The sequence below is a fragment of the Peptostreptococcus sp. MV1 genome, assembly GCF_000758885.1.
In the GTDB taxonomy this organism is placed as follows: Bacteria; Bacillota; Clostridia; order Peptostreptococcales; family Peptostreptococcaceae; genus Peptostreptococcus.
This window is the reverse complement of record NZ_JRNB01000047.1, coordinates 1-12,968: the sequence shown is the minus strand read 5'-3', so window position 1 is coordinate 12,968 and position 12,968 is coordinate 1. Positions and strand designations below refer to the sequence as shown.

Annotated in this window: 11 protein-coding genes and 1 tRNA gene; 5 read left to right on the top strand and 7 right to left on the bottom strand. The window is 33.4% G+C overall.

The window, feature by feature from the left end; translation table 11 throughout:
* Positions 1-32: 32 nt before the first annotated feature.
* Both relB and HMPREF1639_RS03400 read left to right on the top strand, forming a co-directional pair.
* The gene (gene relB / locus HMPREF1639_RS03405; RefSeq protein WP_036763242.1) at positions 33-254 is read left to right on the top strand and encodes a type II toxin-antitoxin system RelB family antitoxin; all 222 of its coding nucleotides are present in this window, start codon (positions 33-35) and stop codon (positions 252-254) included.
* Positions 254-520, top strand: a complete 267-nt coding sequence (locus HMPREF1639_RS03400) for a type II toxin-antitoxin system RelE family toxin (protein ID WP_036763240.1) — start codon at positions 254-256, stop codon at positions 518-520. Before relB ends, HMPREF1639_RS03400 begins: the two co-directional genes overlap by 1 nt.
* A gap of 131 nt (positions 521-651) precedes the next feature.
* Here HMPREF1639_RS03400 and HMPREF1639_RS03395 read toward each other — a convergent pair whose 3' ends face one another.
* Both HMPREF1639_RS03395 and HMPREF1639_RS03390 read right to left on the bottom strand, forming a co-directional pair.
* Positions 652-1,821 carry a CapA family protein gene (locus HMPREF1639_RS03395; protein WP_036763237.1) on the bottom strand — a complete coding sequence of 390 codons (1,170 nt, stop codon included), beginning with the start codon at positions 1,819-1,821 and terminating at the stop codon, positions 652-654.
* 645 nt (positions 1,822-2,466) lie between these two features.
* Positions 2,467-2,540 (bottom strand) — tRNA-Arg (locus tag HMPREF1639_RS03390).
* 278 nt (positions 2,541-2,818) lie between these two features.
* On the opposite strand from HMPREF1639_RS03390, the gene mnmE reads away from it, so the two are divergent.
* The 3 genes from mnmE (at position 2,819) to rsmG (ending at position 6,992) form a co-directional block, all read left to right on the top strand.
* Positions 2,819-4,198 (top strand): tRNA uridine-5-carboxymethylaminomethyl(34) synthesis GTPase MnmE, encoded by a 1,380-nt coding sequence (gene mnmE, locus HMPREF1639_RS03385; protein WP_036763233.1) that lies wholly within the window; start codon positions 2,819-2,821, stop codon positions 4,196-4,198.
* A 31-nt stretch (positions 4,199-4,229) separates the two neighbouring features.
* Positions 4,230-6,110, top strand: a complete 1,881-nt coding sequence (mnmG, locus tag HMPREF1639_RS03380) for a tRNA uridine-5-carboxymethylaminomethyl(34) synthesis enzyme MnmG (protein ID WP_036763228.1) — start codon at positions 4,230-4,232, stop codon at positions 6,108-6,110.
* 153 nt (positions 6,111-6,263) lie between these two features.
* The gene (gene rsmG, locus HMPREF1639_RS03375; protein WP_036763227.1) at positions 6,264-6,992 is read left to right on the top strand and encodes a 16S rRNA (guanine(527)-N(7))-methyltransferase RsmG; all 729 of its coding nucleotides are present in this window, start codon (positions 6,264-6,266) and stop codon (positions 6,990-6,992) included.
* A 154-nt stretch (positions 6,993-7,146) separates the two neighbouring features.
* Here the strand turns inward: rsmG and HMPREF1639_RS03370 are convergent, their stop codons facing one another.
* The 5 genes from HMPREF1639_RS03370 to HMPREF1639_RS09685 form a co-directional block, all read right to left on the bottom strand.
* Entirely contained in the window at positions 7,147-7,410 is a 264-nt protein-coding gene (locus HMPREF1639_RS03370) for a TipAS antibiotic-recognition domain-containing protein (RefSeq protein WP_052045400.1), read from the bottom strand.
* 212 nt (positions 7,411-7,622) lie between these two features.
* On the bottom strand, positions 7,623-8,300 hold the full coding sequence (locus HMPREF1639_RS03365) for an ABC transporter ATP-binding protein (protein WP_036763225.1): 678 nt from the start codon (positions 8,298-8,300) through the stop codon (positions 7,623-7,625).
* A 232-nt stretch (positions 8,301-8,532) separates the two neighbouring features.
* Positions 8,533-10,965, bottom strand: a complete 2,433-nt coding sequence (locus tag HMPREF1639_RS03360) for an FtsX-like permease family protein (RefSeq protein WP_036763223.1) — start codon at positions 10,963-10,965, stop codon at positions 8,533-8,535.
* Between the two features lie 1,214 nt (positions 10,966-12,179).
* Positions 12,180-12,599, bottom strand: coding sequence for an accessory gene regulator B family protein (locus tag HMPREF1639_RS03355; RefSeq protein WP_242847271.1), 420 nt, complete (start codon positions 12,597-12,599; stop codon positions 12,180-12,182).
* A 10-nt stretch (positions 12,600-12,609) separates the two neighbouring features.
* Entirely contained in the window at positions 12,610-12,744 is a 135-nt protein-coding gene (locus HMPREF1639_RS09685; protein WP_084572458.1) for a cyclic lactone autoinducer peptide, read from the bottom strand.
* Positions 12,745-12,968 lie beyond the last annotated feature (224 nt).

Sequence of the window (12,968 nt, the reverse complement as noted above, 5' to 3'; positions counted from 1 at the left end):
TTAAAAAATATATTGCACGAGGAGGTATAATCATGTCAATTTCAGTCAGATTAAATAAGGATGATACAGAATTATTCAAAAGTTACGCCAAGCTCAATAATATCAGTGTATCTGAGTTGGTTAGAAGGGCCGTCACAGAAAAAATAGAAGATGAATATGATATCCAGGTTGCAAACGAAGCTTATGAAGAATTTTTGAAGGATCCAGAAACAAAATCTCTTGAAGAATTTAAGAAGGAATTGGAGATGATTTAGTGTACAAGGTAGAATTCTCCAAAAGAGCACAGAAAGACCTGAAAAAGTTGGATAAACCAATTCGAACTTTGATTATCGCATGGATAGAAAAAAATCTAAATAACATAGAAGACCCCAGAAGCCTCGGTAAAAATCTTGTCGGTGACAAAAAAGGGCTCTGGAGATATAGAATTGGAGGTTACAGGTTAATCTGCATTATAGAAGATGAGCGACTAATAATTCACGCCCTAAATATAGGTCATAGGTCGGATATATATTCCATGTAGGCCTTGGTATAAATAAAAATGAAGTTTAACATCCTTTTTCCTCGCATTAAGGATTTTAAACTTCATTTCTTATATCTAGTAACACATTTCTATATTTAATAACACCCATTTATATTTAGTCACTTATAAGCTTATTTATTTTCCAAAAACTCATCTGGTATCAAGGACTTGACTATATTCCTATAATTCTCTACATGGTAGGCACCATTTCCATACATTTCTATATGCCTATTAGCCAGGTCCATAGGATACTTGTCCAGCCTATACACAGAGCCGTCAAGCCCGTACTGGTTCCTCTCTAGGTGAAATACTAGTGGCACAAACTTGGCCTTGTCTATATAGGTCTTGTTGCCATCCTTGACAAAATCAAAGCTAGCCATCCCCTCTAAATAAGTAATAGGAGTCAGCATATTGTGGACAAAATTCCCAGTGCCATAGTATACTAGGGTCCTTTTCTTGTCCTTGTTCTCTAGCCATTTAACAGTCTGAATCTTGTGGGCATGGGTGCCGACAACCACATCTACGCCCAGGTCATTAAATAACTTGGAATACTTCTTCTGAGTGTCGTCTAGAGCCTGCACACCCTCTTCACCCCAGTGGCAAGACACCAAGATAAAATCGACCTTGCCCCTTAAATTGGCTATATCCTTCCTAATCCTATCCTCATTTAGGTAGGAAACCCTGTAGTCTGTATCAGGTGCAATCCCATTAGTACCATATGTATAGCACAAAAATCCTATCTTGATCCCCTTCTTATCTATAATCACAGGCCTGGCCCTATCCTCTTGTGAAGCAAACACACCTGTATGGTAGGTATCAGTCTGGTTCCAGAGCTTGATCGACTCAGGAATAGCCCTTGAGCCCTTGTCTAGGGAATGGTTGTTGGCCATATTTATCACGTTAAAACCAGCCCCAGTCAGAGCTGGTATCATGGCTTGGGGGGTATTAAACTGAGGGTAGGTACCAATACCAAATTGGTCACCCGCTATAATAGACTCCTGGTTGATGTACTTGAGGTCATAGTGGCCCAGGTCAGCCTTGATATTTTCATATAGGTGGTCAAAATCGTACTGACCATCACCAAAAGTCCCCTTGCGCCTATCAGCCGCATTATAAATAGAGTCGTGAATAAGGTTATCCCCAACACCCGCAAAACTAAGCCTCTTGATAGCTGGTTTCTTGGCAACCTGCATCTTTTGCGAACTGATCTCCGTCTGAAAGAAGTAGACTGTTGACAGGATAAATATTAAGACTATTCCAAGAGATATAAATATAAAAGATTTGTCGTTTTTTAGATTCATTTGCTCCCCCCTATAATTAGTTTAATTCTGATTTTATATAAGATAGCTTCATATACTTGCCATAAAATATCTTTCAATACTGATTATATCACAAGTAAGTATACATCTCTATCTCAATAGTATATAGATAAGTATATAGAAAAAGCCACGGCGATCAACCGTGGCTTCTTCTAAAATATAGGTATGAAATTTAACTTGAATGCTATCTAATAACTTCTAACTATTTTTTCTTCTCTTATTATACCATATTTTTTGTTTCTAATAAAGATATGATTATCCCGAACTCAATAGTATTATCTTCTAAAAAAATGATTATTAGACTCTTGTATTCAAGTTTTTTATCATTTTTTTAAATTTATCAGTTATAAAAACTCTAAAACATTTTATATCATTGATATGCTTGAATTATAGACTTTTATTCTCATTTTATTTTTCTATTTAAAAATAGTCTTTTATACTGATTGTAGAACTACAATTTTCATTATTTTTCTGGTTGCTATTAAAATTATAATATTGCTGAGTACAAAATATTATCTTTCATCTCCTACTACCATACCTCCAAGTTATTTTTGAGCATACTTTACCTAAATCCTTATACAGTCTACACAAAAAAAACATGGTAGAAACCAATCTACCATGCTTGAATGCGCCCAGCGGGACTCGAACCCACAACCCCTTGATTCGTAGTCAAGTACTCTATCCAGTTGAGCTATGGGCGCAATTTATCACACTTTGATATTATACCATAAATTTAAAAATCCTACAAACAAAATTACACTTATTTTATATGCTTAAATTGCAATACCCAAACTTATTCTACATTGTTGTCCTCATAAATATTTAAATGAGCTATTCTCCGTGACTATATTTCTATGCTAAGAGTCTCTAATTAAAAGATTCTCTCTTCATATATTTTTTTATTTCAAAACCAATCATCTCTACTTATTATATGATATAATAATATATTATGCAAAAATACTAAACAGAGGAGGTTAGCATGTTTATTGACGATACAATTGCAGCCATAGCCACTGCCCCTGGTCAAGGTGGTATTGGTATTATCAGAATCAGTGGATCTGATTCGTTGAAAATTGCAAACAAGATATTCTCGCCCTTTCATAGGCAGTCTGTCCTAGACTACCCGGTCAGGACCCTAATCTATGGAAATATAATAGACGGCGATACAATTATAGATGAAGTACTCCTGGCCTATATGAAGGGACCTAATTCATATACAGCTGAGGATGTAATAGAGATCAACTGCCACGGAGGCTTTATATCCGTGAGAAAAATACTAGAGCTAGTCCTAAGGTCTGGTGCCAGACCAGCCCAGGCTGGTGAGTTTACAAAGAGGGCCTTTTTAAATGGCAGGATAGACCTATCTCAGGCAGAGGCAGTCATAGATATAATAAATGCCAAGACTGATCAGTCACATAATGTGGCCCAATCCCAGCTAGAAGGAGCCCTATCCAAAAAAATCAGGTCTCTAAGAGACAAGATAACAAGTATTTTGGCCCAACTAGAGGTGGCTATAGATTACCCAGAGGAAGATATCGAATTCATCACCTATAAGGAGCTAGTTGACCAGACTATAGAGGTAGACAATGAGGTGAAAAAACTCTACCAGACAGCAGACACAGGAAAAATACTGAGAGAGGGCCTAAAGACAGCTATTCTAGGAAAGCCAAATGTCGGCAAGTCTTCCCTAATGAACCTAATACTTGGAGAAGATAGGGCCATAGTAACGGATATACCTGGTACTACCCGTGATGTCATAGAGGAATTTGTCAATATAAAAGGCATCCCCCTAAAGATAGTAGACACAGCAGGTATCAGGGCTACAGATGACCTAGTTGAAAAGATAGGTGTCGAAAAATCAAAGGAACATATGAAGCTAGCAGACCTGGCCCTAGTGGTTTTGGATTCATCTAGACCCCTAGACAGTGAGGATAGGCAGATTCTAGAAAACATAGACAGGTCCAAGTCCCTTGTAATTATAAACAAGATGGACCTAGACTGTAAGATGGACCTAGACAGCCTAAAAAACTACATCGACTCTAAAAATGTCATCAATATATCTGCCCTAAAGGGCCAGGGTATAGACCTAATCCACGACAGGATAGAGGACCTTGTATTCGAAGGTCATATCAGTGATTCATCTGACCTAATGATTACAAACTCTAGGCATAGGGATGCTATCTACAAGGCAATGCAGTCTATCAATGACGCCATTTGCTCTCTAAATGATAGGCTACCATACGACTTTATAGAGGTAGATCTCAAGGATGCTTGGGACTATCTTGGATGTATCAATGGAGATACTATAGAAGAAGACTTGCTAGATACTATATTTAGCAATTTCTGCATAGGTAAGTAATTTAAGAAAATTTGAAAGGAATAAATAATAAATGGAAAGATTTGAAGCAGGAAACTATGACGTCATAGTCGTAGGTGCAGGCCATGCTGGATGTGAAGCAGCCCTGGCCAGTGCGAGAATGGGTATGAAAACCCTAATGATAACCCTGTCACTAGATGCAGTAGCTGCCCTAGCCTGTAACCCATCAATCGGTGGAACTGGTAAGGGTCAGTTGGTCAAAGAAGTAGATGCTCTGGGTGGACAAATGGGATTAAATATAGATGCAACATACATACAATCAAGAATATTAAATACAGCCAAGGGACCGGCAGTCCACTCCCTAAGAGCCCAGACAGACAAAAACCTCTACCATAGGGTCATGAAAGAAACCATAGAAAATCAGGAAAATCTAGACCTAGTCATGGATGAGGTAGAAGAAATTCTCCACGAAGGTAAGACTGTCACAGGTGTGGCAACTAGGTTGGGTTGTGAATATAGGGCCAAGGCTACAATATTAGCAACGGGAGTCTACCTACAATCGACAATATTTATAGGCCATGACACATTCAAGGAAGGTCCAAACGGTCTAGGCTATGCAAAGAAACTAACTGATAGCCTGAGAGAGCTTGGACTAGATATGAGAAGGTTCAAGACTGGCACACCAGCTAGGGTCCACAGGGATAGTATAGACTTCTCTGTTATGGAACCACAGCCTGGAGATGACAAGGTAGTGCCATTTTCTTTTATGAATGAAAATATAGAAAAGAACCAGATAGTATGCTACCTAACTAGGACTACACCAGCCACAAAAAAATTGATAGAAGATAATATCACTAGGTCTGCCATGTATAGTGGTAACATCGAGGGTACGGGACCTAGGTACTGTCCATCTATAGAAGACAAGATAGTCAAGTTCAACGACAAGGAAACCCACCAGCTATTTATAGAGCCAGAAGGACTGGACACAAAGGAAATGTATATACAGGGTGTATCGACTAGCTTTCCACTGGATATGCAGGTCAGGATGTACCGCTCTATAAAGGGTCTAGAAAATGCCAGACTAATGAGACCAGCCTATGCCATAGAGTACGACTGTATCAACCCTACCCAGCTAAGACAAAACTTGGAGATAAAGGGCTTGGAAAATCTATTCTCAGCAGGCCAGTTCAACGGAACATCAGGTTACGAAGAAGCTGCTGCCCAGGGTCTAATAGCTGGTATCAATGCAGTATTGAAGATAAGAGAACAAGAACCCCTTATACTAGATAGGTCAGACGGATACATAGGCGTTCTGATTGATGACCTGGTAACAAAGGGAACCAATGAACCCTACAGGATGATGACATCAAGGGCTGAATACAGACTCTACCTAAGACAGGACAACGCCGATATGAGACTTACTCAAAAGGGCTATGACATAGGCCTAGTCAGTCAAGAAAGGTACGACAGGTTCCTAAAGAAAAAGGATGATGTAGAAACAGAAATAGCCAGACTAAAAAATGATAGGATCAGGCCAAACGAAATCAACCATATACTAGAAGAAAGAGGCATTGCCCCTCTAAACAATGGCTTGTCCCTATATGAATTTTTGAAGAGGCCAGAAATTACCTACTCCCTACTAGAAGAGGTAGGAAAGTCTTCAGACAAAGACCTGTCAGATGAAGTAAAAGAACAGGCCGTAATAATGATAAAATACGAAGGCTACATCAGCAAGCAGATGAAGCAGATAGACCAGTTCAGAAAACTCGAAAAGAAAAAGTTAAGACCAGAGCTGGACTACAATGAAATCGAAGGACTAAGGATAGAAGCAAGACAAAAACTAAATGCCATCAAACCTACATCCATAGGACAGGCATCAAGAATATCAGGTGTCTCACCAGCAGATATATCAGTGCTATTGATATACCTAGAACAATTAAGAAGAAAAAAATAGGGCAGGGACTGTCCGAATTAACGCCTGTGGAGATAGTAGGTTGCGAGATCAGCGAAGCAGGAAGCCCATAGGCTTTAGACTATGGGTAATTCACAATTTCAATAAAAAGGTTATAGAAATTTCATTAAGATAAATAATTTAGTGAGGAAAAAAATGAATCAAAACATTGAAAATATAGAACTACTAAAAAATAGACTAGTTGATTTTTCAATCAATGTAGACGAAACCATGCTAGATAGGTTTGAAAAATACAGACAAATTCTAGTAGAGTACAATCAACATATGAACCTGACAGGTATCACAGAACAAAGAGAAGTCTATATAAAACACTTCTTGGACTCAGTTGCCATATTCAAAAATGGCTACATAGCTGATGACCTGTCTGTCATAGACGTTGGTACAGGGGCTGGGTTTCCAGGTCTCCCCTTAAAAATATGCAATCCTAAAATTAAACTAACCCTACTAGATTCACTAAACAAGAGGATCAACTTCCTAAAAACTGTAGGTCAAGAGCTAGGATTAAATGAAATAGAGTATGTCCATGGAAGGGCAGAAGATATAGCCCAAAAACCAGAACACAGGGAAAAATACGACATAGCAACTGCCAGAGCCGTGGCCAGTCTACCAGTCTTATTAGAACTATGCGTGCCATATGTAAAAATCGGTGGATTCTTTATATGCCTAAAGGGACCAAGTGTAGATATTGAATTAGGACAAGCAAAAAATGCAATGAAATTACTCGGAGTAAGACTAGTCGAAAAAATAAACGTCATCCTGCCTGACCAAGAGCTAAAACACAATATATTGGTATTTAAGAAGGAGGAAAAAACACCAGCAAAATATCCAAGAAGAGCTGGCAAACCTTCAAAAAATCCACTATAGTCTCTTCATAGTAAGGTAAACAAACAGACTTTTTCTCATACCTATGAGATAACAAATAATCCCACAAAAATTTAAAAAGCCCTAGGATGGTCATATCCTGGGGCTTTGTTGTCTACTATCAACAACCTAAACTCTGTAGTCACGAATATATTATCTACAGCCAACCCACATACTCCTGAATGGCATCACACACGTACTGGGCTGTTCCCTCTCCAAATTTATCAATCTTATTTTTCATCTCAATATTCTGTACATAACTCTGGCCAATAGTCGAAAATATAGCCATAGGGTAGTCAAAACCATAATCACAAAGAGTCTCATGCAAACGACCAGCCAAATCAACATTCTCCTGGGCATTAGCCTCCAAACCCTTAGCCTTATTCTCAGCAAACAAAGCAAAAATATCATCAATATTCATATCTAAAATTCTCCTTTCAAGCCTCAACTTTCAATAAGTATATTATACCCTATAGAACAATTATCTTCCACCACTCAAAGAAATATTATACTAAACTGGGATGAATCACATCTTCACTATAGTACCAATTTTACCATAGAAGGACCTACAATTTTACAGACTTTTTTACATAGACCCTATTTGTATAAACGAACCCTAAAAATCGTTTAACATTACTTTTTTGTATCATTTAGTATCTTCCCATCTCTTATCGTAATTATCCTATTCGCTCTTTTTGCAATTTCATTATCATGTGTTATCATAACAAGCGTTTGATTAAACTCACTCACTGCTCTTGTAAGTATCTCCATAACTTCATCAGTCGTTTTGCTATCAAGATTTCCTGTTGGTTCATCAGCAAATATTACTGATGGTTTGTTTGATAACGCTCTTGCAATTGCTACTCTCTGTTGCTGACCACCTGACAATTCATTTGGATACTTTTTTATTTGATCTTCTAGCCCCATCTGTACTATTAAATTATTAATATAAGCCTCGTCTTCTTTTTTATTATCTAAGTGTATTGGTAAAACAATATTGTCATAAACATTAAGTACAGGTATGAGATTAAAACTTTGGAATATAAACCCGAATTCTTGTCTCCTTATTTTAGATAACTCATCATCACTCAGTGCATAAATATCATTCTCTCCTAGATACACATTTCCAAATGTTGGTTTATCAAGGCCAGCCATACAGTGAAGCAATGTTGATTTTCCACTACCCGATGTACCTACAATTGAAGTAAACTTTCCACATTCAATTTCTAAAGAAATATCGTCAACCGCCTTTACTATACAATCGTCTTTTCCATAATATTTTTTTATGTTATTTGCTAATAATTTTTTCATAGTTTATCCCTCGTTTAAATACTAAAAATTTCAACACTTTCATAATTCAACAACACAAGTATTATTCAATTCCAAAAATCAATTTCATTTTATTACAATTATGTTCGAAAACTTCTTCATCAAAAAAATCAACACCAGTATCTATAATAGCAACTAATAACATTACACCTCTCCTAAATCATATATTAATAATTTATTTAACTACATATTATTTATTTTAATGTATAATATTCTACTCTTCAATCCTCTTTTTTAAAACCACAATAAAAACCAAAACAAACAATACACTTACATATAATGTTGCTAATGATACCGTCTCAAAACTAAATATCATTTTATATCCGTCACCAAGATATTTTATATTAACTAAGTAGTCATGAATTGATTTATACGATACTATTCCAAACATTATTACCCCTGAAAATATCGCCCAGAATACACTCTCCTTGATATACATAAGTATCATATTCTTTTTCGATAGACCAATATGCCTCATTATAGTATTTTCTCTTTTTCTTTGTTCAAAAATCATATTTAAGCTTGTATATATTGTTATTATTGACAGCACTGAAATATAAATACTATTTACAATAATATTTTTCATTAATAATCTATGCTCATATTGATCAATATGCTTAAATTCGGTTTCGGATATAATTTTGTAGTTATTCTTTCCTAACACTTTATCCATATGTGCTCTTAGATTTTTACTATTGCCATTATAATTGAAATTTATTTCATCAGCACCTCCATATCCTACTAATTTCTTAAAATTATCTGTATCAGTGATTATTTCAGGAAGTAGCAACTGTGAAACTACTTTTCTTGACCATTTTAAATCATCAATAAATCCACCAACAATAATTTTTTTCGTTTTGTAGGCTTCTCTTCCATTGGAGTATTGGGCAACTTTGATCTTTATTACATCCCCAACTTTTATATTTTTCATAGTTGGTATCATCTTCGTTTCTAATTTATTATAGACCTTCGATCTAAGATAGGCTACCGGGTATTCTAAAGTCGATTTAAATTTATTATTTGTTATAAATCCATTTTTTATTAGGAAGTTATCATCTACTCCTGTGATAACTGTTTCTATTTCTCTACCATTTAAATCTCTATCGTTTAAAAAGTATTCATTGAACATCTTTCCATCACTGATAAAATAGGCCCCTTTACTAGATTTAGTAACGATATTTTTAATTCTATTATCATCTCTAATCCTACCTATATTTCTATCATTCAAGTTAGATTTTGGTCTATAAACATTACTTAGGTTTGTAATGTTATATTCTCTTCCCATAAGAAAATTTACTGAAGAATCAACATTCTTATCGAAATAATCTTTATTAATATTAATTACATATCTAGACAGTGATAAGCTCAACATAATAACCGGTACCATCAAATATATAGCATTTTTTTGTATATTTATTAATAATAGTTTCTTATGTATTTTTGTAGTTGGTCTTAGTAAGATTCTATTGATTTTTTTTCTTCTATGGTTATAGTTAGTTAAATCGACTACACTTAAATTATTTATCACATAAAATTCATATAAGAAAACAATTGCAAAAGGTATAATCGAAATAATAAAGGAAATTATGTAGGTTCTATAATCCATATGTATACTTTTATCCATAAGTCTAAATAGATCGTCTGAAAACAAGGTGAAATTTACTTTTTTCATATAAATTAACGATGCATAATATGATAAAATAAAGCTAATAATATTACTAATTAATATAATTAGTACTTTTTCTAAACCAAAGATAAAAAATACTTTTTTCTTACTTGACCCTACAACCCTAAGAAGGGCAGCATCTGCAAATACATCTCTAGATGCAATAAACAAGAAAACTAAGGGAAATAGTATACCTGCTAAAATTAAATTTTTTGTGTCTGGTGAAGCAATAAAAAATTGCTTATATGTATTTTCCGTATTTGTTAATATTTTATTATATATGACTAGATTTTGAGGTAAGTCTAATTCTGTATTTAATCCATAAGATTCACCCTCTGGATCCTTAAATCCAGTCTTAAAACTAATATATGCGTTAAATTTGTCTGGAATTATATTTTTAAAACCATCTCCCATTTTAATATATAATTGATCCATCCCTCTCATCTCAGTTGACTTAATCTTATTATATACTATGCCAGTTATTTTGATCTTTTTTGAAATACACCTAATTTTGTTGATTCCATTTTCTTCATAGTTTACTTTTACAACTCCATCGATATAGTCTCCGATTTTATGATTTCCAGTCCCGTCTAACAATATGGCTTCCTCGTCATTAAATGGTAATCTCCCCAAAACCAGCTTAAGTTTACTAATTTCATTCACCTTTTTGTTATACTCTTCTAAATGTAATATCTTGCCATTGTTCTCAATGAATTCTCCTATATTTTTTGTTTGATATACCTTATCTACACGTTTACTATTTTCTATATTCTCTAGTGTTGTTTTATCTATATTATTTGCTACAGCTCCATAGAGTGCTGAATTTTCATCGATAAATTTTTTTGCATTTATCATTTGGCTTTTAGTGGCAATAGACATTGAAACTAAACTTACCAGTGAAAATACTATGATTATACTCAAATATATAACTCTTTTTACGTGACTTTTTATATACTTCAACCCCAAAATATACATATTCATAAAATCATCTCCTAGTAACTAACTGTTCATAAAACATAATATGTGATAAAAACCACCTATTATATTAACTCTTCTAATACTTATCAGTGCCATATGCGCATCTTCTAACATTAGGGCCACATTTTTGTTTTAATATCCTCCATAATTTTCTTATTACTATTTGTTATATATAACATTTTAACATATTGTTGTATTTTTTGTCAAAATTTTCAAAAAATCCCCTAAAAATGACATAAAAAACATATACTAATTTAAGTTCTATATCAAATAATGTTGCTGATACTTTAAATTAATAAAATTTATTAAATTATGTAGTAAACTTATAACTATAGTTGCTGCCCTTTTGTATCTTATACTTTTCCATTAGCATTATTCTTGCCTTAAAATCCCTAAAGCTCTTATATCCGTAGGATACTATTTTAATTACCTTGCCCTACGTGGACTTTCACCACAGACTGACGGCATGCCCGCCATACTGCAAATTTGGCTTGGTAAAACCACCAAGCCAAACTTTATCATATAGAAACCTATTATATTTTTTTATTGTATATTTATTTAACGATTATTTTATCAATAAATACAGTACATACAACACTAGGATAATTATACATACTATTATAAAAACTTTTGAAATCTTTTTAAATATCTTATTATCTCTTAATGCTGTTGACCCCAATATTAATATCACTATAGAAATCACTAATAAATATTTTGTATTATTAAATATTAACTCCATTATTTGAATGAACTGATTCATACTAACACCTCATAGTCTCTAGGTCTGGTAAAACCATCCGTAATATCGATAAACATATCCTGCTACATGTATGTCCCATCTAAGTTCGACAAAATCCAATTAATAGTGTCGTTGCAAGTAATACTGATGACGCCTTAAGTGTAGTTTGTTTCCAATTCTTTTTCATACGTTTCCTCCTCATTAAAACAAATAGGTTTCCAGATTTGCAATAAATATTTTTTGAAGTTTTTTACTTATATTATTTCTAACAATAAACATTTTTAACTTTCATAAAATCCTCCTAAAAATATAAAATATAATTTCAACTATTAATAGCGTTTCGTTATTAGATTAGAGTCTATTTTACCCAAAATAGTTAAAAAAGCTACCACAAATATAGACACGGAAAAAGTTGTTGATATATAATTGTTAGTAAAATATACCAATAGATATATTAGGTATATAAATAAAGTAACTCTCATAGATTTATTTTTATATACTTTTTTTCATCTTGATCTAACCTTTTATTTTTACACTCAACTGGTGATAAAAATAGTATAACTATAGATGAAATAAGAGTTATAGAAAAAGTGTTTATTTTATAAACATTTATATAATATATTACATTTAAAACAAAAATTATTTTTAGTGTTGAAAAAATATAACAATTTATTAAACTTTTCGAATGGTATCCTCCTGAATATCTTCTTAACAGTATATACGAAAATGCATACAGTATGGCAATAAAAAATTCATCATAAATTATTCCGATAATAATTATTATTAAAAAATTTAATATAGAGTTGATTAATTTTCTTAGTCCATACCTATATATTTCTATTTCGCTATTTTCTATACAAGAATATAAAATTAATTTTTCTAAAATTAATTCAACCATATCTTTCACGCTAAAATCTTCTAAATTTTTTTATTTCTGGACTTTCCTTATCTTGAAAAATAAAAAAAGAACAGGTTGAGTTTGCACCCAAAATCACAAAAAATAGTGATAAATATGTTATCATGTTAAAAATCCTTTTCTTCACTTAATATCCTCCATATTTTGGTAAATTATATATGATATCATATCATATTACTCGTATTTTTTTTAAACTTGTCAAAAAAAACCACATAAATGACATAAAAAGCATGGGCTAATTTCAATCCATGCTTTTATACTAGTTGTCTCAACAATATATTATAGGTTAATAATAAATGGTTCTATAATATATAGCGTTGATGGTAACAAAAATGCTTTCAAAGTCGTAAG

Bases quoted from the DNA above. Each gene is read 5' to 3' on its own strand.
- relB (WP_036763242.1), top strand. From the start codon at position 33: ATGTCAATTTCAGTCAGATTAAATAAGGATGATACAGAATTATTCAAA.
- HMPREF1639_RS03395 (WP_036763237.1), bottom strand. From the start codon at position 1,821: ATGAATCTAAAAAACGACAAATCTTTTATATTTATATCTCTTGGAATA.
- mnmE (WP_036763233.1), top strand. From the start codon at position 2,819: ATGTTTATTGACGATACAATTGCAGCCATAGCCACTGCCCCTGGTCAA.
- mnmG (WP_036763228.1), top strand. From the start codon at position 4,230: ATGGAAAGATTTGAAGCAGGAAACTATGACGTCATAGTCGTAGGTGCA.
- rsmG (WP_036763227.1), top strand. From the start codon at position 6,264: ATGAATCAAAACATTGAAAATATAGAACTACTAAAAAATAGACTAGTT.
- HMPREF1639_RS03370 (WP_052045400.1), bottom strand. From the start codon at position 7,410: ATGAATATTGATGATATTTTTGCTTTGTTTGCTGAGAATAAGGCTAAG.
- HMPREF1639_RS03365 (WP_036763225.1), bottom strand. From the start codon at position 8,300: ATGAAAAAATTATTAGCAAATAACATAAAAAAATATTATGGAAAAGAC.
- HMPREF1639_RS03360 (WP_036763223.1), bottom strand. From the start codon at position 10,965: ATGAATATGTATATTTTGGGGTTGAAGTATATAAAAAGTCACGTAAAA.
- HMPREF1639_RS03355 (WP_242847271.1), bottom strand. From the start codon at position 12,599: ATGGTTGAATTAATTTTAGAAAAATTAATTTTATATTCTTGTATAGAA.